General features: G+C 69.2%; 25 protein-coding genes. 14 read left to right on the forward strand and 11 right to left on the reverse strand.

The features are described 5' to 3' along the window. Positions 1 to 29: 29 nt before the first annotated feature. Positions 30 to 1,802: a phosphomethylpyrimidine synthase ThiC gene (gene thiC / locus ACZ6RC_RS19540; RefSeq protein WP_469584780.1), complete on the reverse strand. Its 1,773-nt coding sequence runs from the start codon at positions 1,800 to 1,802 to the stop codon at positions 30 to 32. Positions 1,803 to 2,013: 211 nt separating this feature from the next. On the opposite strand from thiC, the gene ACZ6RC_RS19545 reads away from it, so the two are divergent. Further along, a complete protein-coding gene (locus ACZ6RC_RS19545) occupies positions 2,014 to 3,444 on the forward strand; it encodes a YibE/F family protein (RefSeq protein ID WP_469584783.1) in 1,431 nt (476 codons plus the stop codon). Between the two features lie 80 nt (positions 3,445 to 3,524). Here the strand turns inward: ACZ6RC_RS19545 and ACZ6RC_RS19550 are convergent, their stop codons facing one another. The 4 genes from ACZ6RC_RS19550 to ACZ6RC_RS19565 form a co-directional block, all read right to left on the reverse strand. Continuing rightward, the gene (locus ACZ6RC_RS19550; protein ID WP_391140447.1) at positions 3,525 to 3,959 is read right to left on the reverse strand and encodes an SsgA family sporulation/cell division regulator; all 435 of its coding nucleotides are present in this window, start codon (positions 3,957 to 3,959) and stop codon (positions 3,525 to 3,527) included. Between the two features lie 137 nt (positions 3,960 to 4,096). Further along, positions 4,097 to 4,867 (reverse strand): IclR family transcriptional regulator, encoded by a 771-nt coding sequence (locus ACZ6RC_RS19555; RefSeq protein WP_391139933.1) that lies wholly within the window; start codon positions 4,865 to 4,867, stop codon positions 4,097 to 4,099. Between the two features lie 274 nt (positions 4,868 to 5,141). After that, positions 5,142 to 5,360, reverse strand: a complete 219-nt coding sequence (locus ACZ6RC_RS19560; RefSeq protein ID WP_391139935.1) for a DUF5326 family protein — start codon at positions 5,358 to 5,360, stop codon at positions 5,142 to 5,144. Positions 5,361 to 5,521: 161 nt separating this feature from the next. Beyond that, a complete protein-coding gene (locus ACZ6RC_RS19565) occupies positions 5,522 to 5,839 on the reverse strand; it encodes a cupin domain-containing protein (RefSeq protein ID WP_391139937.1) in 318 nt (105 codons plus the stop codon). Positions 5,840 to 5,890: 51 nt separating this feature from the next. Between ACZ6RC_RS19565 and ACZ6RC_RS19570 the strand changes: the two genes are divergently transcribed. The 4 genes from ACZ6RC_RS19570 (at position 5,891) to ACZ6RC_RS19585 (ending at position 9,249) form a co-directional block, all read left to right on the forward strand. Beyond that, the gene (locus ACZ6RC_RS19570) at positions 5,891 to 6,268 is read left to right on the forward strand and encodes a phage holin family protein (protein WP_391139939.1); all 378 of its coding nucleotides are present in this window, start codon (positions 5,891 to 5,893) and stop codon (positions 6,266 to 6,268) included. A gap of 205 nt (positions 6,269 to 6,473) precedes the next feature. Continuing rightward, complete coding sequence (locus tag ACZ6RC_RS19575) at positions 6,474 to 7,601, forward strand: cystathionine gamma-lyase (RefSeq protein WP_469585722.1); 1,128 nt, start codon at positions 6,474 to 6,476, stop codon at positions 7,599 to 7,601. A gap of 236 nt (positions 7,602 to 7,837) precedes the next feature. Continuing rightward, positions 7,838 to 8,734, forward strand: coding sequence for a LysR family transcriptional regulator (locus ACZ6RC_RS19580; protein WP_469584795.1), 897 nt, complete (start codon positions 7,838 to 7,840; stop codon positions 8,732 to 8,734). A 35-nt stretch (positions 8,735 to 8,769) separates the two neighbouring features. Beyond that, positions 8,770 to 9,249 (forward strand): NUDIX domain-containing protein, encoded by a 480-nt coding sequence (locus ACZ6RC_RS19585; RefSeq protein ID WP_391139943.1) that lies wholly within the window; start codon positions 8,770 to 8,772, stop codon positions 9,247 to 9,249. A gap of 48 nt (positions 9,250 to 9,297) precedes the next feature. On the opposite strand, the gene ACZ6RC_RS19590 is transcribed toward ACZ6RC_RS19585, so the two are convergent. Both ACZ6RC_RS19590 and ACZ6RC_RS19595 read right to left on the reverse strand, forming a co-directional pair. After that, complete coding sequence (locus ACZ6RC_RS19590; protein ID WP_469584800.1) at positions 9,298 to 10,467, reverse strand: globin domain-containing protein; 1,170 nt, start codon at positions 10,465 to 10,467, stop codon at positions 9,298 to 9,300. 108 nt (positions 10,468 to 10,575) lie between these two features. Beyond that, complete coding sequence (locus tag ACZ6RC_RS19595) at positions 10,576 to 11,232, reverse strand: HAD family hydrolase (protein ID WP_469584803.1); 657 nt, start codon at positions 11,230 to 11,232, stop codon at positions 10,576 to 10,578. A 77-nt stretch (positions 11,233 to 11,309) separates the two neighbouring features. On the opposite strand from ACZ6RC_RS19595, the gene ACZ6RC_RS19600 reads away from it, so the two are divergent. The 4 genes from ACZ6RC_RS19600 to ACZ6RC_RS19615 all read left to right on the forward strand — a co-directional run bounded on the left by ACZ6RC_RS19600 (position 11,310) and on the right by ACZ6RC_RS19615 (position 13,826). Further along, a complete protein-coding gene (locus ACZ6RC_RS19600) occupies positions 11,310 to 11,837 on the forward strand; it encodes a DUF2269 domain-containing protein (protein ID WP_469584806.1) in 528 nt (175 codons plus the stop codon). Between the two features lie 5 nt (positions 11,838 to 11,842). Beyond that, positions 11,843 to 12,706 (forward strand): GNAT family N-acetyltransferase, encoded by an 864-nt coding sequence (locus ACZ6RC_RS19605; RefSeq protein ID WP_469584809.1) that lies wholly within the window; start codon positions 11,843 to 11,845, stop codon positions 12,704 to 12,706. Positions 12,707 to 12,801: 95 nt separating this feature from the next. After that, complete coding sequence (locus tag ACZ6RC_RS19610; RefSeq protein ID WP_391139951.1) at positions 12,802 to 13,260, forward strand: MarR family winged helix-turn-helix transcriptional regulator; 459 nt, start codon at positions 12,802 to 12,804, stop codon at positions 13,258 to 13,260. Positions 13,261 to 13,373: 113 nt separating this feature from the next. After that, positions 13,374 to 13,826: a GNAT family N-acetyltransferase gene (locus tag ACZ6RC_RS19615; RefSeq protein WP_469584813.1), complete on the forward strand. Its 453-nt coding sequence runs from the start codon at positions 13,374 to 13,376 to the stop codon at positions 13,824 to 13,826. A gap of 144 nt (positions 13,827 to 13,970) precedes the next feature. On the opposite strand, the gene ACZ6RC_RS19620 is transcribed toward ACZ6RC_RS19615, so the two are convergent. Further along, positions 13,971 to 15,365 carry a serine hydrolase domain-containing protein gene (locus tag ACZ6RC_RS19620; protein ID WP_469584817.1) on the reverse strand — a complete coding sequence of 465 codons (1,395 nt, stop codon included), beginning with the start codon at positions 15,363 to 15,365 and terminating at the stop codon, positions 13,971 to 13,973. 126 nt (positions 15,366 to 15,491) lie between these two features. After that, positions 15,492 to 15,791: a hypothetical protein gene (locus ACZ6RC_RS19625; RefSeq protein WP_469585724.1), complete on the reverse strand. Its 300-nt coding sequence runs from the start codon at positions 15,789 to 15,791 to the stop codon at positions 15,492 to 15,494. 209 nt (positions 15,792 to 16,000) lie between these two features. On the opposite strand from ACZ6RC_RS19625, the gene ACZ6RC_RS19630 reads away from it, so the two are divergent. Together ACZ6RC_RS19630 and ACZ6RC_RS19635 are read left to right on the forward strand one after the other, a co-directional pair. Then, complete coding sequence (locus ACZ6RC_RS19630; protein WP_469584821.1) at positions 16,001 to 16,564, forward strand: dihydrofolate reductase family protein; 564 nt, start codon at positions 16,001 to 16,003, stop codon at positions 16,562 to 16,564. 180 nt (positions 16,565 to 16,744) lie between these two features. Next, positions 16,745 to 17,539 carry a DUF6193 family natural product biosynthesis protein gene (locus ACZ6RC_RS19635; protein ID WP_469584824.1) on the forward strand — a complete coding sequence of 265 codons (795 nt, stop codon included), beginning with the start codon at positions 16,745 to 16,747 and terminating at the stop codon, positions 17,537 to 17,539. Between the two features lie 22 nt (positions 17,540 to 17,561). Here ACZ6RC_RS19635 and ACZ6RC_RS19640 read toward each other — a convergent pair whose 3' ends face one another. Next, a complete protein-coding gene (locus ACZ6RC_RS19640; protein WP_058942078.1) occupies positions 17,562 to 17,864 on the reverse strand; it encodes a hypothetical protein in 303 nt (100 codons plus the stop codon). Between the two features lie 58 nt (positions 17,865 to 17,922). Further along, positions 17,923 to 18,258, reverse strand: coding sequence for a hypothetical protein (locus ACZ6RC_RS19645; protein ID WP_469584827.1), 336 nt, complete (start codon positions 18,256 to 18,258; stop codon positions 17,923 to 17,925). Between the two features lie 200 nt (positions 18,259 to 18,458). Between ACZ6RC_RS19645 and ACZ6RC_RS19650 the strand changes: the two genes are divergently transcribed. The 3 genes from ACZ6RC_RS19650 to ACZ6RC_RS19660 all read left to right on the forward strand — a co-directional run bounded on the left by ACZ6RC_RS19650 (position 18,459) and on the right by ACZ6RC_RS19660 (position 20,822). Continuing rightward, positions 18,459 to 19,700: a hypothetical protein gene (locus ACZ6RC_RS19650; RefSeq protein ID WP_469584831.1), complete on the forward strand. Its 1,242-nt coding sequence runs from the start codon at positions 18,459 to 18,461 to the stop codon at positions 19,698 to 19,700. Positions 19,701 to 20,025: 325 nt separating this feature from the next. Next, on the forward strand, positions 20,026 to 20,424 hold the full coding sequence (locus ACZ6RC_RS19655; protein ID WP_469584833.1) for a hypothetical protein: 399 nt from the start codon (positions 20,026 to 20,028) through the stop codon (positions 20,422 to 20,424). After that, positions 20,421 to 20,822 carry a hypothetical protein gene (locus ACZ6RC_RS19660; protein ID WP_469584835.1) on the forward strand — a complete coding sequence of 134 codons (402 nt, stop codon included), beginning with the start codon at positions 20,421 to 20,423 and terminating at the stop codon, positions 20,820 to 20,822. The genes ACZ6RC_RS19655 and ACZ6RC_RS19660 overlap by 4 nt, the downstream gene beginning before the upstream one ends. Positions 20,823 to 20,829: the final 7 nt, after the last annotated feature.

The raw sequence follows: 20,829 nt of genomic DNA on the forward strand, positions 1-20,829 counted from the left end.
CCCGGCTCGGGGGCGGCGGGGGCCCGGCGTCACTCCGCCAGCGGGAGGTACACCCGGTTGCCGGCAGCGGCGAATTCGGCGGACTTCTCCGCCATCCCGGCCTCGATCTCGTCCGGCTTCAGATCGCCGCCGTGCTGCCGCCGGATGTCCTGCGAGATCTTCATCGAGCAGAACTTCGGACCGCACATCGAGCAGAAGTGCGCGGTCTTCGCCGGCTCGGCCGGCAGCGTCTCGTCGTGGAACTCCCGGGCCGTGTCCGGGTCGAGCGCCAGGTTGAACTGGTCCTCCCAACGGAACTCGAACCGCGCGTCCGACAGCGCGTCGTCCCACTCCTGCGCCCCCGGGTGCCCCTTCGCGAGGTCCGCCGCGTGCGCCGCGATCTTGTACGTGATGACACCGGTCTTCACGTCGTCGCGGTTCGGCAGGCCCAGGTGCTCCTTGGGGGTGACGTAGCAGAGCATCGCCGTCCCCCACCAGGCGATCATCGCCGCACCGATGCCGGAGGTGATGTGGTCGTAGGCGGGCGCGACGTCCGTGGTCAGCGGGCCGAGGGTGTAGAACGGCGCCTCCTCGCAGATCTCCTGCTGGAGGTCGATGTTCTCCTTGATCTTGTGCATCGGGACGTGCCCCGGGCCCTCGATCATCGTCTGCACCTGGTGGCGCTTGGCGATCGTGTTCAGCTCGCCGAGCGTGCGCAGCTCGGCGAACTGCGCGTCGTCGTTGGCGTCCGCGATCGAGCCGGGCCGCAGCCCGTCGCCCAGCGAGTAGGTGACGTCGTACGCCGCCAGGATCTCGCAGAGCTCCTCGAAGTGGGTGTAGAGGAAGTTCTCCTTGTGGTGCGCCAGGCACCAGGCGGCCATGATCGAGCCGCCGCGCGAGACGATGCCGGTCTTGCGGCGGGCGGTCAGCGGCACGTACGGCAGCAGCACGCCGGCGTGGACCGTCATGTAGTCGACGCCCTGCTCGGCCTGCTCGATGACCGTGTCCTTGTAGACCTCCCAGGTCAGCTCCTCGGCCCGGCCGCCGACCTTCTCCAGGGCCTGGTAGAGCGGGACGGTGCCGATCGGCACGGGGGAGTTGCGCAGCACCCACTCGCGGGTGGTGTGGATGTTCCGGCCGGTGGACAGGTCCATGACCGTGTCGGCGCCCCACTTGGTCGCCCACGTCATCTTCTCCACCTCCTCCTCGATCGAGGAGGTGACGGCGGAGTTGCCGATGTTGGCGTTGACCTTCACCAGGAACCTCTTGCCGATGATCATCGGCTCGATCTCCGGGTGGTTCACGTTGGCCGGCAGGACGGCGCGCCCCGCCGCGATCTCCTCCCGGACGACCTCGGGGGAGACGTTCTCGCGGATGGCGACGTACTCCATCTCCGGGGTGATCTCGCCCCGGCGGGCGTACGCGAGCTGGGTCACCGCCTGGCCGGCACGGCCCCGGCGGGGCTGGCGCGGACGGCCCGGGAAGACCGCGTCGAGGTTCTTCAGCCCGCCGCGCGGCGAGGTGTGCTTGATCCCGTCGTCCTCGGGGCGGACCGGGCGGCCCGCGTACTCCTCGGTGTCGCCCCGGCCGATGATCCAGTTCTCGCGCAGCGGCGGAAGGCCCCGCCGTACGTCGGTGTCGATGGTGGGGTCGGTGTACGGGCCGGACGTGTCGTACAGCGTCACGTCCTTGCCGTTGGTGAGGTGCACCTGGCGGACCGGCACGCGGAGGTCGGGGCGCGAGCCCTCGACGTACCCCTTGTGCCAGCCCGGCTTGCGCTCGTCCTGGCTGGTGGCAGGCGTGCGTGCATCCTGAATGGTCATGAGACCGATCTCCCTACGCCGGCATTACCCGGTAACAGGTTCGGCGGTCGGCGCAGCCTCTTCCCGTACGCACGTCACTGCGTGCGTACGGTGATCAGCGCCCTCTCAGCCCGGTGCTCCGAGCTCCCGCGTGTGCAAAGGTGCCACCACGCTAGCGGCAACCCGGGCGTGCTGAACAGTGGGCCCCCGCCGTTCTTGCGATGATCGGTCGGTGACTTCCTCGCAGCAGACCCCCGGCCCCCCCGACGACGGCGACGGAGACGGCGGCGGCGCTGCCGGGCACGGACACCACGGACACGCCCCCGCGCACACGCACAGCCATGGCCCCGCCGCGCCCGTCTCCCGGCATCTGCGGAAGGTCATCGCGGCGGTCCTGATCCCCTTCGCCACCGCTGTCGTCGTCGGGCTCGCGGTGCTGTGGCCCGGTGGCGCCCCGGCGCACGAGCGCACCGGCGTCGGCTTCGACCGGCAGACCGAGCAGGGCAGGGTCGTCTCGGTGGAGCGGGTCGACTGCAAGGACGTGAACGCCGCGCAGGTGCCGCCGACCGGCGACGTCTCCACGCCGCAGGGGCGCGAGGCGGTCAACGCCCAGCAGGGGCAGTGCGCGAAGGCCACGGTCGAGGTCACCAGCGGGGACGATCAGGGCCGTAGGTTCGTCGAGGTCGTGCAGCCGGACGCGCCCCGGCAACTGAGCGAGGGGCAGGGCGTCGTCGTGGCGTACGCCCCCGACGCGCCGCGCGATCTGCAGTACTCGGTCACCGATGTGAACCGCAAGGTCCCCTTGACGGTGCTCGCCCTGATCTTCGCGGTCGCGGTGGTGCTCGTGGGCCGCCTGCGCGGTCTGATGGCGCTCATCTCGCTCGCGGTGAGCTTCGTGATCCTGACGTTCTTCATCCTGCCGGCGATCCTGCAGGGCTCGAATCCGCTGGTGGTGGCCGTGGTCGGGTCGAGCGCGATCATGCTGATCGCGCTCTACATGTGTCACGGCCTCTCCGCCCGCACCTCGGTCGCGGTGCTCGGCACCCTGATCTCCCTGCTGCTGATCGGGCTGTTGGGCTCGCTCTTCATCGGCTGGGCGTCGCTGTCCGGCAACACGGACGACAACACCGGCCTGATCCACGGCCTGTACCCGGACATCGACATGTCGGGTCTGCTGCTTGCCGGCATCATCATCGGCTCGCTGGGCGTGCTCGACGATGTGACGGTGACCCAGACGTCGGCGGTGTGGGAGCTGCACCAGGCGGATCCGCGCATGGGGCCGCGCGCGCTGTACCGGGCCGGGATCCGGATCGGCCGCGACCACATCGCGTCGGTGGTGAACACGCTGGTCCTCGCGTACGCGGGCGCGGCCCTGCCCCTGCTGCTGCTGTTCTCCATCGCGCAGAGCAGCGTGGGGGCGGTGGCCAACAGCGAGCTGGTCGCGGAGGAGATCGTCCGGACGCTGGTGGGGTCGATCGGCCTGGTCGCCTCGGTGCCGGTCACGACCGCCCTCGCGGCGCTGGTGGTCTCCGCCGACCGGCCGAGCGGGCCGGGTGTGCCGGGCCCGGCCGGCCTGGCGGACCCGGCCGGTTCGGCGGGTGGCGCGTCGGGCTTCCCGCGGAGGCGGCCGGCCAAGGGCGGCCGCCGCCGCCGCGCGAAGTGACCGTACGTGACCACCGCAGGCGGCAAACCGGGAGCGGGGGGCGGCGCGACGGCGGGGGCGGGAGCGGGGGTGACCCCGCCTCAGCCGGCGTTCTCCTCCGCGAGGATCCGGCCGAGGGCCGCCTCCAGGTTGTCCTCGAAGTCACCGAGGGTCCGCTCCTGACCGAGCGGGACGAGCTTGTCCGTACGGTCGAGGAAGGCGACCAGCGGGGGAGCGCTGGCGCGGAACAGGGCGCGGTCGCCGCCGACCTGGAGCCGGATGGAGACGTCCGACAGGGCCTCCGGGGCGGTCGGCGCGATCCGGACATCGCCGTCACCGCTGGGGCTGTTGATGCCGTCGAGCAGCAATTCCCGTCCGAACGCCCAGGTCACGGGGGCGTCCCCGGGGAGGTGGAAGGTCATGCGCACCGCGTACGGATCCCGGGTCTCATAGCGCAGCTCCACCGGGATTCTGAAGGAGAGCTCCTCGGAGACGAGGAAGCTCATCAGGACTTCGGCCTGAACCGACTCTCGCATCATGTACCCCGCAGTGGATGAAGCAGTTGGGTAGAGACAGCTGCTGAAAGGTGCGATCAAAACGGCCAGGAATGATCCCCATGGCCCTCTTGACGCAATCGTGCTGCAAGCGCTAGCAGATCACAAGGAGTAATTTTTCAGATACTGATAGAGAACGCGAAGGAGCTGAAGAGCCTTCCGATCTCACTGCGTAGTCGGTCGACTGCGGGCAGCAACCGTTCTTCCTGGTGGAGGGGGAGAGAAATGGCCATGGCGGCCGCCGTGGAGCCCGCCGTGATGGGGATCGCGGCGCAGACCGTGCCGAGCGCATATTCCTGACGCTCCACCAGGGGTTCCATTCGCCCCATACCGCCCAAACGCTCCAAAAGCGCCCGATCGTTACGCACCGTATACGGAGTGATGGTTTCCACCGGATGGCGCTCAAGGTGGTCTTGACGGCTCTTCAGATCGAGTTGGCTGAGCAGACACTGGCCGATCGCATGGGCGTGACCGGTCTCCCGGAAGTCGGCCCACTCGGCGACGGCAGGGGCGGTGGGGGTGTCGGCCACGGCGACCAGCTCGATCTCGCCTTCGCGGTAGACGGCGAAGTAGACGGGGACGCCGATCTCGTCGCGCCAGTGCGCCAGTGAGTCTTCGATCTTGGTGCGACGATTCTGCAGAACTCCGCCTCCGGCTAGTCGGCCGGCGGCGTCGCCCAGGACGAACACGCCCTTCTCGCGGCGCAGATAGCCCTCGTGCGTCAGGGTGCGGAGCAGGTGGTACGCGGTGGGAAGCGGGAGCCCCGCCTCGCGCGCGAGTTGTTTGGCGGGCGCCCCGTCCTCGTGGGAGCCCACGGCCTCCAGGAGTCTCAGCGCCCGCTGCACCGAGCCGATCAGGGTAGGAACAGCGGTCTGCGAAGCCGTGGCCAAAGGTCACCCCCAGGCGTGTCGACGGGTGGCCTGCACCCGCTCGCGGGGGCCGCCCCCGCGCGCCCGCCGCGGCCTGGGATTCGGTGGGGCCCGCTGGCGGACCCGCCCGGGACAGAGCGCGCGGGTCACGACTGGAGGCCTACGCCTGATTCCCCGGGGCGGCAGAGAATTCCACTCTAATGGCAGCCTTCGGGCACCGACGCGGTTTCTACCAGGGCGTTCCCTCGCCCGGGCTAACGCCCGGGCGCCCGTTCATACCGGCGGGTAGCCGGTGCTACCAGTCCTCACGGGACGTCGAGGAGGACATGAACCTCCGTACCACGTACACCAGTCCGGCGACGAGGGCGACGAAGACCAGCACCTTGAAGAGCAGGCCGATGACGAAGGCCGCGATGCTGGTGATCAGACCGCCGAAGACGAACAGGGCGATGACGGGTATGGCCACCCACTTCACCCACCAGGGCATCCCCGCGAGAATCTCCCGTACGGCCATTGTCCTTACCTCATCTCCGAAAGAGTCCGTTCTGCGCACTCTGCACCGGACGCTTCCGATGCTAGGGGCGGGGAGGGGGTGCACGGGGGCCTCACAGCCCCCGCTCTCCCCTGATCCACCCCCTAGGGGGTGCGGCCCTTCGAGGGCCCGGCGCTCCGGGGTCAGCTCTCCGGCGGGGAGAAGACCACCATCACCCGCAGGTCCTCGGTGATGTGGTGGAACTTGTGCGCCACTCCGGCCGGGACGTAGACCACGCTGCCGCGGGCCACCTGCGTCGTCTCCGTCCCGACGGTGATCGCGGCCCGGCCGCTGACGACGAAGTACACCTCGTCCTGCGCGTGCGGCTGCTGCGGGTCGAGCGCGCCCGCGTCCAAGGCGTACAGACCGACCGACATGTTCCGCTCGCGCAGGAACTGGAGGTAGGCGCCGTCGTTGGCGGCGCGCTCCGCCTCCAGTTCGTCCAGCCGGAATGCCTTCATCGTGCGTCCGCCCCTGCCATTGGCTCGATCGTGTCTGCCACGATCAGACACATGAAGAATTTCGTAGTCAAGACGATCGCCAACGCGGGCGCCCTGGGGGTGGCGATCTGGCTGCTCCAGGACATCACCCTGACCGGAGACAGCACCGGCAGGAAGGCCCTGACGCTCATCCTCGTCGCGCTGGTTTTCGGCTTGGTGAACTTCTTGGTCAAGCCGGTCGTGAAGCTGCTGACGCTTCCGTTGTTCCTCCTCACGCTCGGCCTGATCACCCTGGTGGTCAACGCCCTCATGCTGCTGCTGACCTCCTGGCTCGCCGACCGGCTCGACCTCAGCTTCCATGTCGAGGGGTTCTGGACCGCCGTCCTCGGCGGCCTCATCATCTCCGTCGTCTCGTGGGCGCTGAACGTCGTGCTGCCCGACGGAGACTGAGCGCGGGCAGCGGTACCGGAACATGGTGGTGGCGGCGGCGGGCGTGGTGCCTGCTCTCCGCCGTACGCGAGAAGGCGGAGGAACGGGCGGCATGCACAGCGGAACGAACGACGGTGGCGCGGACAGCGGGACCCATGGGGTGGGCGGGGCCGAGGATTCGAGCGGGGCGGGCCGGATCGGCGCCTTCGGGGACCGGGCCGACGGAATGGGCGACGGCACCCGGGCGGTCCGGGCCGGGCTTCCCGAGCCCGTGAAGTACGAACCGACTCTGCCGGGGCCGGTGTTCGCAGCGCACTTCCACCTGCCCGGCGACCCGACCGGCCCCTACACCTACGGGCGGGACGAGAACCCCACCTGGACCCATCTGGAGCGCGCCCTCGGCGACCTGGAGGCTCCGGGGGAGCCGGACGTCGAGACGCTCGTCTTCGCCTCCGGCATGGCCGCGATCTCCGCCGTCCTGTTCTCCCAGCTCAAGGCCGGCGACACGGTCGTCGTACCGGACGACGGATATCAGGCACTGCCCCTCCTGCACGAGCAGCTGAGGGCGTACGGCATCGAGGTCCGCACCGCCCCGACCGGCGGCGACGCCCAGCTTTCCGTGCTGGAAGGGGCGCGGCTGCTGTGGATCGAGACGCCGTCCAATCCCGGGCTCGACGTCTGCGACATCCGCCGGCTGACGCGCGCCGCGCACGAGGCCGGAGCGCTGGTCGCCGTCGACAACACCCTGGCCACCCCCCTCGGCCAGCGGCCCCTGGAGCTCGGCGCGGACTTTTCCGTCGCCAGCGACACCAAGGGCATGACGGGGCACGGGGACATCCTGCTCGGCCACGTCAGCTGCCGCGATCCCCGCCGGGCCGCGGAGGTACGGCGCTGGCGCAAGATCGTCGGCGCGATCCCCGGGCCGATGGAGGCCTGGCTCGCCCACCGTTCCCTGGCCACCCTCCAGCTGCGTCTGGACCGGCAGTGCTCCTCCGCCCTCGCTCTCGCGCAGGCGCTGCGCACGCGCGGCGACGTGAGCGGGCTGCGCTACCCCGGGCTGCCCGACGATCCCTCGCACACGGTGGCGGCCGCGCAGATGCGGCGCTTCGGCTCCGTGGTCTCCTTTGTCCTGCCCGACCGGAGTCGAGCCGACCGCTTCCTCGACGAACTGCGCCTGGTGGACGATGCCACCAGCTTCGGCGGGGTCCGCTCCACCGCCGAGCGGCGCGGCCGCTGGGGCGGCGACGCCGTCCCAGAGGGCTTCATCCGCTTCTCCGTCGGCGCCGAGGACCCGGAGGATCTGATCGCGGACGTCCTCCGCGCCCTCGACCTGGTCGGCAAGGACGCGGTCTGACCTCCGCAAGGACGGAACGAGGTGCTCCGAGCCTCCCCCCTCGTGGCTCGGAACACCCCTGTTCCACGCGCGGAGAACCCGCCTGAACAAGGCTAGTTGACTCTGCGTCAGTGTCCAATCACGGGAGCGACAGAGACCTATCGACATATTTATAGTTGGACGGTCCTGAGGCGCCATCAGCCGACGCCTGATCACGACGGCGAGTCGAAGGGCCACCGAGCCGGGAGGGGGCTGACATGGATCTGGCGCTGCTGCGCACATTCGTCACGGTGCACCGGGCCGGTTCCTTCACCCGCGCCGCGGCCCTGCTCGGGCTCTCCCAGCCCGCCGTCACCAGCCAGATCCGTACGCTGGAGCGGCAGCTGGGCCGCCCGCTGTTCCTTCGTCAGGCCCGCGGTGTCACCCCCACCACCATCGGGGACGAGCTCGCCCACCGGGCGGCGCCGCATCTGGACGCCCTCGTCGAGATCGCCGAGGGCGACCTGGACGAGGAGAAGGGGGTCCGGACCCTGCACCTCGCCGGGCCGCCGGAGTTCACCGCGGCGCGAGCCCTGCCGGCGCTCACGCCCCTCGTCTCCCAGGGCCTCGCCGTGCGCGCCTCCTTCCTGGCCAGCGCCGAGGACGTGCTCGACGGGCTCGCCGCCGGGCACCACGATCTGGCGATCTCCACCGCCCGCCCACGGGGCGGGCTCCTCACCTCGACCCCGCTCTGCGACGAGGAACACGTCCTGGTCGCCGCCCCGCGCTGGGCCGCCCGGCTCTCGCCGGAGACGCTCTTACGCACGGGAGCGGTGGTCCTGGAACAGCTGCCGGTGGTGGAGGTCCACGAGTCGCTGCCGTTCGTCTCGCGCTACTGGGCCGCCGTCTTCGAGGGCAAACCGGCGCAGGCCGCCACCGTCGTCGCGCCCGACCTGCGGGCCGTCCTGGACTCCGCGGCCGCCGGGGCCGGACTGGCGGTGCTGCCCCGCTATCTGTGCGAGGACGCCCTGGAGAGCGGACGGCTGGTGGCGCTGCTCGATCCGCCGGTGCCTCCGCTACGGACCTACTTCCTGGTCGTCCGCACCGGCACCCTCGCCCTGCCCCCGATCGCGCGCGCTCACGAGTGTCTCCTGCGAGCCGCCGGGGGCTGGTGAGTTTCAGGACCGCCCTGGCGGGCCATTTTCTTCCCATGACCGAACGTCCCGTGGTCAAGCGCACCGCACGCGCCATCCTGCTCGACGGCAACGACCTCATTCTCATCAAGCGCACGAAGCCCGGGGTGGATCCCTATTGGCTGACGCCTGGTGGCGGGGTCGAGCCGTCGGACACCACCGTCGTCGAGGCCCTCCACCGCGAGGTGGACGAGGAGCTCGGCGCCAAGATCACCGATGTCGTCCCCTGCTTCGTCGACACCGTCGAGCACATCGTCGACGGCGGGGTCTCCGGAGTGAAGGTCCAGCACTTCTTCGTCTGCCGTCTCGAGTCGATGAACCCCGCGCTGCGCCACGGCCCCGAGGTCGAGGAGCCGTGCGGCGAGTACGAGATCGTCCGCGTGCCGTTCACCCGGGTCGGGATCGCGGCCGTCCACCTCGTCCCGCTGTCCCTGCGGCACTATCTGGACGGCAATATCGAGGGCGTCCGCGCGATGCACGCGCCTGACCTGGGCTGACCGCCGGCGGAGTGCCCTCCCGGCACCTTGACCGCCGGGCAGGGCCGCCTACGGCACCGCGACGAGGTCCTCCAGCGAGTCGTGTCGGATCCGGTCGGCGGGGATGCCCACGCCCCGGAGGGCGTGTACTCCGCTGCGGATCATGCCGAGCGGGCCGGAGAGGTACGCGTCGTAGCCGTTCCACGGGCCGTGGCCCCGTACGGCCTCCGGCAGCCGCCCCTGGTCCTCGGTGACCGGCCGCACCGACAGCCAGGGGAAGGTCTGCTGGAGCCGCATCATGGTGTCGATGTCGTAGAGGTCGTGGTCGCTGCGTGCTCCGTAGAAGACCTCGACGGGGCGCCGGTCCCCGTGCTCGGCGACATCCTCCACGAGCGCCTTGATGGGTGCGATCCCCGTACCACCGCCCAGGCAGAGCAGACCGTGGTCGGTGGAGTGGTCGACCGTCATCGACCCGGCGGGCGGCCCGAGCCGCAGCACATCGCCGGGGCGGGCATGGTGCACGAGCGCCTGGGAGACCCAGCCGGCCGGGACCGCCTTGACGTGCAAGGAGAGCAGTCCATCGGGGCGAGGCGCCGAGGCGAAGGAGTAGTGCCGCCAGACACGCGGCCACCAGGCCGTCTCCAGGGTCGTGTACTGCCCCGCACGGAAGGGGTACGGCTGGTCGGGGCGCAGCGTGATCACCGCGACATCGGGGGTCCGCAGATCGTGCGCGACGACCTCGGCGCGCCAGCAGGGCGGCGCCTGCCGTTCGTCCTCGGCCGCCGCGTCGATCATGATCCGGGAGATCGTGGTGTAGGTGCGGATCCAGGCGGCTTCGGTCTCGGCGTCCCAGGTCGTGGTCGCGTACTGCACCAGCGCCCCGATGAGGGCCTCACCGACGGCCGGGTAGTGGGCGGCCTGTGTGCCGTACTTGCGGTGGCCGCGCCCGAGATTCCGGAGGTACTCGGTGAGCACGGGGGCGTTGTCCAGGTGCTCGGCCGCCGTCAGCAGGGCCTTGAGCAGACGGTCGCGCTGGGTGTCCATGGCCGCGGGGAACATCGCGCGCAGATCGGGGTGGCGGACGAAGAGCAGCGCGTAGAAGTACGAGGTCACCTTGTCGGCGACGGGCGCGATCTCGGCCAGCGTGCGGCGGACGAGTCGGGCGTCGGGAGAGGGCCCCGACGGTATGTGGGGCCGTATCCCCTCGTCAGCGCCGCGGGTGGTGGTCGCAGCGTCCATCGTGTGCCTCGCCCTCACGCATTCGGCTGGTGTCGCCGCAGCATGGCAGCGCCGACCGTCGATCCGGACAGAGAGTGCGATTCTCGGGCAGGCACGCCCGGGTTCCGGTTAGGCTGCCCTCTTTCGCACCAGTGCGTAGGCCTCCCGCAGATCGGGCCCCGCGTAGCTGTGCCGGGCGAGGTGCGCCAGATGATGGTCCGCGTTCACCGCCACCGTCTCGGACACCACCCCGAAGAGCGCCGCGTCGGACATCGAGTCTCCATAGGCGACGCACTCCTCGAGGGACACACCGAACTCCGTGCAGAGCCGGTGGGCGATGCTCACCTTCGCTCTGGCGTTGAGGATCCCCGGCCGATGGATCGGCTGGGTGAACGGAACGGCGGGCCAGCGTGAGCCATAGGCGGCATCCGCGCCCCATTCCAGCAGGCGCTCGACGAAGAAGTCCGGTGAGAGGGAGATGACGGCGCAGCGATCCCCCTGAGCCTTGAGGTCCGCCCAGACCTCACGGATGCCGTCCAACCAGGGCGCTCCCTCGAATGCGGCCGTGACCTGTTCCGCCGTCAGCTCGGACCACAGCTCACGCGCCTGCACCGCGAACTCGTCGGGGGTGAGCCCCTTGACCAGGAACCCCTCTTCCAGCGCGGCGATCTCTTCGCTCAAGCCGAGCTGCCGCGAGATCTCCACGGCGGCCGCCGACCCGCGGATCAGAGTGCCGTCCAGATCGAAGAGATGCAGCCGGGGTCCGTTGCCCGGAGAAGTCGTCATGTACGCCGAGGCTAGTAGGTGCGGTTACTCCCACGGTCAGACGCGGGCCGGTCAGGTTCCCGGGCACCGTGTTTCACGTGAAACATCTCCAGCGACCCGCACGGCGGGCTCTCCTCGTCCTCCATGTCGCCGTATCGGTGGCTTGGCTCGGGCTCAGCGTGGGACTGCTGACACTGGGCATCACCGCTTACACGACCGGCGACCCGTCGCTGACGCAGGCGGCATACCGCGCCATGAAGGTCTTCGCGGACTGGCTGCTGGTCCCGGTCGCCCTCGGCACCCTGGTGAGCGGTCTGGTGCTGTCCCTCGGCACGCCCTGGGGCCTGGCCCGCCACCGCTGGGTCTGGATCAAATTCTGGATCACCATGGTGACGGCAGCCGCGACCGTCTTCGCGCTACGGCCCGAGATCGAGCACGCGGCCACCGCCGGAACCCCCGATAGCAGCCTGATCGCCGCGCCCACCGTGTCGACGGTCGCCTATCTCTTCATGACGGCGATCTCGGTGCTGAAGCCGTGGGGGCTGACCCGACGAGGCCGTCGGCTGCGGGTATCGGCCACTTCTCGGAAAGGGCTGGACGAACGATCATCGGGTCGGCCAGCCTGAGCACCATGCCGACATCGCTCCCGCCGCTCGACCAGCTCCCCATCCGGCACCTCACCTCCAGCGATCTCCTCGCCTGCGCCGACCTTTCGGAAGACCGGGGCTGGCCGCGCGAGGAGCACAAGTGGGGTCTGCTGCTCGCCGCCGGGACCGGATACGGCATCGACGACCCGAGCGGCAAGGGGCTGGTCACCGCCTGTGTGGTGACCTCGTACGGTCCGGGGCTCTCCGCCATCGGCATGGTCCTGGTCGCCGAGCGCCACGCCCGTCAGGGCGTCGGACGCCGGCTGATGCACCACGTCCTGACGGAACTCGGCGACACCCCGGTCACCCTGCACGCGACCCCGCACGGCCGGCCGCTCTACGAAGAGCTGGGCTTCGCCGTCACGGGCAACGCGGAGATGGTCCGCGGCCGCTTCACGTTCATGGAGCCGTCCCCCGAGGTACCGACCCGCCCGGCCACGGCGGACGACCTCCAAGCCGTCCTCCGTCTGGACGCCGAGATCTTCGGGCTCGACCGCACGCATATGATCACCCGCCTCCCGGCCTTCGCGGACCATCTCCGGGTCGCCGAGACGGACGGCGAGATCGTGGGCTTCGCCGCCGCCTGGCCCAACATGGACACCCATGTCATCGGCCCGCTGATCGCCCGCGACTCCGCCACCGCCCAGGCCCTCATCGCCTCGCTCGCCACGGCCAGCGACCGCCCTCTCCGGACGGACATCGACGTGCGGCACGGTTCCCTGCTGCGCTGGGTCAAGGCGAACGGCCTGGAGCCGATCGCCTTCAACGCCGTGATGACCCGTGCGCTGCCCGACCTCCCGGGCGACTGGAGCCGGCGCTTCGCCCCGCTGACGGTGGCAGCCGGATGACGCGGTCGGGTCACATCGCTACTACTTGCATGCGCGGGCTTTTGCACTCATCGTCTACTCTGGGATAAGCCGCTCAGGGAACGAGGAGAGAGAACATGACCGCGACCGACCCCGCACTCACCGCCCTCTCCCAGGGCTGGTGCGCCCTCTCGCTGCTGCACGGCCGGATCGAGTCGCACATCGAGAAGGAGCTGGAGGGCAAGCACGGTCTGAGCGTGCGCGAGTACTCGCTCCTTGATGTCCTCAGCCGCCAGCACAGCGGCCCGGGGGGCCATCTGCAGATGAAGCAGGTCGCGGACGCGGTCGTCCTCAGTCAGAGTGCCACGACCCGGCTCGTGACCCGCCTGGAGGACCGCGGCCTGCTCACCCGGTACCTCTGCGCCACCGACCGGCGCGGCATCTACACGGACGTCACCGAAGCCGGCCTGAAGCTCCTCGAAGAGGCCCGGCCCACCAACGACCGCGCCCTGCGGGAAGCCCTCGACCAGGCGGCACAGAACCCCGAGCTGGTCCCGCTGGTCCGCGTGGTCGAAGGCCTGAGCGTCCCCGTGTAGCCGGCGGGCCACCCGGTAGACACACGCGCGGCCCCGGCCGGGCGAACCCTTGACGCCGCCGGCTCCACGGTCTCGCCGGAGCCACGACGCCCGTGGGGCGTAGCCTGCGATCCATGAGCGATCTTGAGATACGCCCCGCGACTGCGGAGGACATCCCCGCCATCGTCGCGATGCTCGCCGACGACGCTTTGGGCGCCCAGCGCGAATCCCCCGACGACCTCACCCCGTACACCGCGGCCTTCGAGCGGCTCACCCTGGACCCGAACCAGCACCTGGTCGTGGCCGCGCGCGGCGGGCGGACCGTCGGCACCCTGCAGCTCACCGTCATCCCCGGGCTCTCCCGCAAGGGCACGATCCGTTCGATCATCGAAGCTGTGCGCATTCACTCCGACGAGCGCGGCAGTGGCCTCGGAACAGAGCTGATCACCTGGGCGGTCGAGGAATCCCGGCGCCAGGGCTGCGCGCTGGTCCAGCTGACCTCCGACGCCACCCGCACGGACGCCCACCGCTTCTACGAGCGGCTCGGCTTCGAAGCGTCCCACCTGGGTTTCAAGATGAACCTCTGAGAGCGGCGCGGCGACGGAGTGCCGAAGGGTGAACCGCACGGCGGCCGCGGCACACGGAGACGGGGCCGGCCCGGTGCCTCGGGGCGGCCCCGTTTCACGTGAAACATCCGCGCACAGCCGCTCATCGAGGCACGGGCCCTGCCCTCAGAGGCCGCGCCACCCTGCCTCGTCCACTCCGCCGGGTACCGCGTCCCCTTGTTCGTACGGCTCCCGCGTGAAGACGAAGGACGCCAGATCGAGGTGGCTCACCGATCCGTCCGGGCGCCTCACCGCCCGCAGCGTCTCCCCCGCGTAGTAGCCGTCGAGCCCGATCCAGCCGCCCTCGGGCAGCGCACGGAAGGTCGCCCGCCGCCCCGCGCCGCGCAGCGGCTCCAGGACCACACTCCGGCCGGCGCCGAGCCGCAGCCCGTAGGCGTACGTCCCCCAGTACCAGGGACCGGTCAGCGCCAGCAGCTCCTGGTCCACTTCGGCCGCCGGAAGGGGCCTCCACGGCTCGGGGAACCGCGGCTCGGCCTCCGCCACGATCCGTACGAGATCGGCGGCGACAGCGGACGTCAGAGGCCCGGAGGTGGCATTGGCGAGCGCGACCGCCGCCACTCCGTCCTCCGCGCTCACCCAGAGCCCGGCGACGAAGCCCGGCAGCGAACCGGTGTGCCCGAACAACGTCCGGCCGTCGCGGCGGAGGAGTTGGACGCCGAGACCGTAGCCGCCCTCCCACTCCCCGGCTCCGGGCGGCGCGGCCGGCGTACGCATCTCCTCGACCGTGGCCGCACCCAGCACCCGGTCGTCGCCGTGGGCAAGGAACCCGGCGAAGCGGCAGAGGTCCTCGGCCGTCGACCAGAGCTGTCCGGCCGGCGCCATCAGCCCCAGGTCCTCGGACGGCTCCGGGAGCATCACATCGGCCCAGGGGTGCACCGCCCAGCCGCCGGCGTGGGGGGCGATCGGCTGCGCGCTCGTGCGGCTCAGCCCCAGCGGCTCCAGGATCTCGCGGCGCAGCGCCTCTTCCCAGGTCACCCCCCGGACCGCTTCGACCAGCGAACCCAGCAGGGTGTAGCCGGGGTTGGAGTAGTGATGGATCCGCCCGACGGGATGGCGCAGGGGCTCCTCCCCCAGAACGTCGGCCGGCTCCGGCCGCAACGCCCCCGGCGTGCGCTCCCACCACGGCGCGGGCGTCTCGGCCCCGAGACCGGCCGTGTGCCCGAGCAGTTGCGCGATCGTCACCTCGCCGACCGCGTTCCCCAGCTCCATTCCGGACAGGTGCTTCTCCAGCGGATCGTTCAGATCCAGCAGGCCCTCGTCCCGCAGCCGCATGACCAGGACAGCGGTGAACACCTTGGTGAGGGAGCCGATCCGGTACTGCGTATCGGCGTCCGGGGCGTGCCCGTCGACACAACTGCGCGCTCCACTCCAGACCATCGCCCCCTCCCGCCCCACCGCCCCGACGAACGACGGCGCCCGTCCATCGGCCTGGGCGACCGCCACACGATGGGCGAGGGCACGCTCGGTGCTGGGCAACAGCGCTTCAAAAGATGAGGTCATACAGACGATCCAACGCCCCCGGCCCCCCGGAAGTCGACCCCATTCCCCCACCCGGCGCGCCGCCTCGGGGCCGCGGCCGGACTCAGGAGCCCAAAGCCGCCTGGCGCCCTGGGGGCGGGCGAAGAGTCAGGTCGGGTGGGCGATCTCCCGACGCGCAAGTCCCCAGACTTCCTCGAATTCCGCGGAGGTCAGCGGCTCGGGGTCGTGGCCCTCCCATTCCGAGACGGGCAGCTCGGCTGTGATCCCGAACCTGCTGTCGTACTCATCGAGGCGGCCTGCTTCGAAAGCCCGCTTCCACTCGGCTTGGGAGGCTGCTGCGACCGGGCGCCGTTCGGACCCTTCGAGTTCGATCTGCCGCACCACCCACCCCTCGGCATCGACCTCGAAGTAGAACCAGGTGTCTTCCTCGTCCCAGTAGCAGCGCATCCATGTGAGCACCGATCCATGATGACGGTGCCTGCCGCTGCCAGGACCGTCTCGCCGTAGGGGCGCATTGGCAGCGCTTGCACCCAAGCGGCGTATCGCACCGACCTGGTTCCAGACCGGTGGCGGTTCCCCTCGACCCGTGGCATCGCGGAGTTTCCCCGCGCGCGCCGGTCCGTACGCGTGGGACCGACGCACGGAAGGCTGGTGCCATGCGGAAATTGATCTACGGCATGAACCTGTCCCTGGACGGCTACATCGCCGCGCCCGGCGACGACATCGGCTGGAGCGTGCCGAGCGACGAGCTGTTCCAGTTCTGGTCCGACCAGTTGCAGGCGACCGACCTGACGCTCTACGGGCGCAGGCTGTGGCAGACGATGAGCTCCCACTGGCCGACCGGCGACCAGCAGCCCGACGCCACGCCGGCTCAGATCGAGTTCGCGCGCCGCTGGCGGGACATGTCGAAGGTGGTGTTCTCCTCGACGATCGACAAGACCGACTGGAACACCCGCCTGGTCACCGGCGACGCGGTCGCCGAGATCACCCGGCTCAAGGCCGAGGACGGCGGCCCCATGGACATCGGCGGCGCGACGCTCGCCGGGGCGGCCATGCGGGCCGGGCTGATCGACGAGTACGTGCTGGCCACCGCGCCGGTCCTGGTGGGCGGCGGCACACCGTTCTTCACCGCGCTGGACAGGTGGGTAAACCTGAACCTGGTGGAGACGCGGACGCTTCCCGGCGGCGTGATCCTGACCAGGTACGAGACGAGACGCTGACCGACATCGACCGTGAGATTCCGACACGAACGTCGAGACCGCACAGGGCGTGTAGGATCCCGCAGTTCGTGTCATAGAGCATCGCGTTGACCTGCAGCTTCTCTTTGAGTCTCACAGCGTGACGAGCTTGATCAATCTCACGGACGTGGCAGATTCCTCAGCACGAGGGAGACTGCCTCGGTGACCTCGAACGCGACACCCCCTGCCCGGCACGAGCCACTCCCGGCCGACGCTCCCTTGTATCCAGACCTGGCGTCCGCCGGCAGCTTCGCCGGAGCGCTGGAAGCCGTGGCTGCTGAGCTCGGTCTCTCCCTAGGCAGGGTTCTTGTGGATGATTCGAACCCGCTCCGGACGGCAGGCGTCGAGAGCACGGTGGTTGACCGTGAGGCGTGCTGGATCAGCCTGGGGTCTGTGGAGCGGTGGTTCATCTTCAGCGGTTGGTCCATGGGGGTGCAGTTGGTCTCGGGCGCGACTCAGGACTTGGGCGAGATGGCACGGGCCCTGGAGGCATGGCGGAACGGCCTGAGGCTCAAAGAGATCCGCGAGGTGAGCCCATTCGTCAAGGTCACCGAGCTGGCCGAAGCCCATGAAAAGGGTCCGGCCGAGGCGGTCGCGGTGAAGTGGCGCTTGCTCCTTGAAGGCCTGCGCCGAGATTTGGGCCGCCGGGAGCTCGCCCATCGGACGCTGAAGGTTGCCGAGCTTGCGCATGCCGAACCACAGCTGCGCCAGCTGCTTCCGTTCACCAGCCACTGGTCGCTTCATTTCACAACCTGCACTGGGTTCCCGTACTCATGGGACGTGCCGTTCATCGATCCGCTGAGCGACGGACGATATCGAGTCTGCGGCCCTTCACGAGGAAGAGTGATCGGTGAGGCGGACACCGCTGAGCACGCGGTCGCTTTGGTGGTGGGCGGGCTTCCGGTGAACTGCGGACCAGCAGTCGCCGGCACTGTCAACGATCAACAGCCTTTGTAGTTCCTCCTCCGCCCGTCCGATCTCATGACGGCCGGGCTGCGATCTGCCGACGGGCGGAGTTCCAGACCTCCTCGAACCCGTCGGAGGTCAGCTGCTCCGGATCGTGGCCTTCCCACTCGGAGACGGGCTGTTCGGCTGTGATCCCGAACCTGTTGTCGTACTCGTCGAGGCGGCCTGCGTCGCGGGCCCGCTGCCACTCGGCGAGGGAGGCAGCTGCGATCGGGGTCAGCTCAGGCCCTTCGAGTTCGACCTGCCGGATCACCCAGCCTTCGGCGTCGACCTCGAAGTAGAACCAGGTGTCTTCCTCGTCCCAGTAGCAGCGCATCCAGGTGGTCACCAGGCCATGATGACGGGCCAGGTGCACCGCGCTGCTCCGCTTCGCCTCATGACTGGGCGATGAATCCTGCGGATCGATCGAGCTGGAAAGGAGAGCCGCCCCGGGTGGGATCCCAGCCTTGATCCCGTGCCGCTCGAATGCTGGCAGCAACGTGTGCTGGGCGAATGGGCTCCGTCTCGACGCCCACCCAGTTGCTGGGATGGGCCTGGCCGCTGGTGACGATCAAGGTCGTGCCCGGCTGGCTGCCGCTGGCCGCTTCGACCGCGTAGGTCATCGGTGTCCAGCAGAGCCCCTGCATGTAGGAGGGCTTCCTGCGGATCCGCCAGCGGTACTCGATTCCGTCGACGGTTATGCGCCGGGAACCCTTCTTGTTCAGCGCCATCTTCGCCTCCTCCGCTGTTGGACTGTGCTGTGTGGCCGCGGTCGCGAAAAGCAGGTTGCACGCGAACGTACCGAACGTCATCGCCGACAAGTACCTGCGGGACTACGGATGGGTTGATCAGCCCATAGGTTGGTGTCAGTGCCGAGCGACCCGGCGCATCGCACCCACCCCGGGTGCACTCACCGCGATCGGAGAGCACCGTGAAGAACAGCCCGTTGTGGCGAGTGGTTGACAACGAGAGTGGTAGCCAGTCCATCGTCAGCACGCCCTCCGAGGCGGTCGGGTTCGTCAACAGCCGGTTCGACACCGATGACGACGACGAACCGTTCAGCATCACCGAGGTCGGTCCTCTCCTTCCGAAGCCGCTCGGGGTCATCACCGCTTGGGCCGCCGAGAAGGACGGCGAGCGAACCGACGGGCGTACTGCCCCGATCACCATCAGGCCGGTTGTCACGGACAACGCCAGCGAGTGCGATGACGTCGTGCTCTGGGGCGACGTGTACGTCTCCTGGGACCACGACATGTACACCGTCGAGGGGCCGGACGGATCCGAGTACAGCGAGGCTTACAGCGCAACCGAGTTGAGTGCGATCCTTGACGAGTACGCCGACGACTATGAGTACGCGCCTGAAGGGCCCGACAGCCACAGGTGGCCGAAACCGGAAGAGTTGATCACCTACGGCGCCCAGGAGTGTGCCAAGCGGTTCGGGCACCTCGACGACGACGCCCTGCTGTGGCTCGCTGCCACCCGCATCACGCTCGCCGTGTGGCGCAACACACCCGTCGAGAACTGGCATGCCGGGAAGAGTCCGCTGCACGACGGCACGATGATGCGGATCAACACGGCAACCACCCGACTCGTGCGCTCGATGCTGTCGTTCGACCATGTCGACTGGATCGGTCTCGGTCTCGCGATCGTCAACCCGTCCCGGGTTCTACCGACAGGGCAGTCCGTACTCGAGCTCGGGCTGGCCTGCCACAACCCTGACGACTCGGCGCACGAGGTTGATCCGCGAGAAGAACTCGCGGAGATGGCGCAGGTCGCGATCTCATGGGGGCGAAGGTACTGCCTTCACGAGAAGGAGTTCGGCCTGCGAACCCTGATCGAATCCTTCTGTGCGTCCGACAACGGCTGGTTCGGAGCACCGAGTTGGGGGCGCATCGTCGATCGGTTCCTTACGGCTGTCGGCGACCGGGAGAAGGCGCACTGGGGCATATACCAGGACAAGCCTTGGTTCAACGAGTGGTTCACCAACCGGCCGGCCGACATTGCGGATACCACGGAATTTCGTCGGCTGCTCCTTGCCGGGCCCGACCTGCTTTCCGAGGAGGCCGCCGAATGGTGCGTGGATGGTGCCATCGGCTACGTCTGCCAGGACGACCACGCGAACGACTGCTGGCGGTGCGGTATCCCGCTGGCAACGGAATCCCCCAACGAGTGAATGTGTGCACCAGGATAGAAAAGCAGCAATCCACTGACCGCACTCTCTCTCGCCTACTCGGCGGCCTCCCCTGCTTGGGGAGCTAGTCGCGGCTCCACTGACTGGAGATGTGCGGGTGCTTCTGACGGATCTGTGGCAGCAACGCTGGCCCGGCTGCCTGCTGGTCGGCCACAAGCTCCGTGAGCCCTACAGGAGTGTCTGGGTCCGCTTCCACAGTCCGTCGGGTCTTTGACATCAGTATCACCGGCCTGCTGGTTTCTTGATAACCACGGCTTCCACGACACGGAGGTCGAGCAGGTCGCCGGACCTCCGGGATCACGACGCCATGCAACTCCGATACTTCAATCAGACCGGATGGACTGCCATCTTCAATGGCACTGAGACCGAGATCGGTCGCATGGTGCGCGTGGAGGGATGGGATCCCGCAACCGGTACAGCCTTGGTGGTCGACCCGCAACGAGGGGCACTGCGCCAGGTCACGGACTACGTGGACTTCTCCCACTTGGAGCGGGCCGATCAGGTGGTCGCCGCGATACCCGGTGGGGGATGGCGGGCACACTGGACGGATGAAGGGCCGGGTGGATCACCTCTCACGGAGCAGGTGCTGGCCTGGTTGATCACTTCGCAGGGCCGGGCGACTGCCATCACAGTCGATGCTCAGGGGCATGCGGTGGACGCCGACAGCGCCGACGCCTTCATACCGCCGGGTGAGGAACTTCAGTGACGACGTCGATGCCGCAACAGGCGGGCCCGGCGTCCGAGGGTCGGGCTTCTGATGCCGACTGGGAGGCTCCCTACTACCGGGTTCGGGCCGCCGGCTTCCAGGTGCTCTTCCTCGTGGAACCGGACGAGGCGATCGAAGAGGTCTGCAACGTCGATGCCGAGGTTCACCTTGCCGACGGGTCGCGCTGGAGTTCCACGATCTTCACTCTCGCCGAGGTGGATCGGCTCATGCGGAGCTGGGAGGCGAGCGGAGAGGCGGTCTCCGGGCAGTGCTTCTTCTGCGCGGACGGGCTGATCGTGCGGAATCCCGGCATCGGCAGCATGGTGCGCGTGATTGCCGGGCTCGTGGCCTCCGGCGAGTTGGACGGGGTGTTCCGACGCATTGCCGACCCGGAATGATCATGCC

This window comes from Streptomyces sp. NPDC048353 (assembly GCF_055587165.1).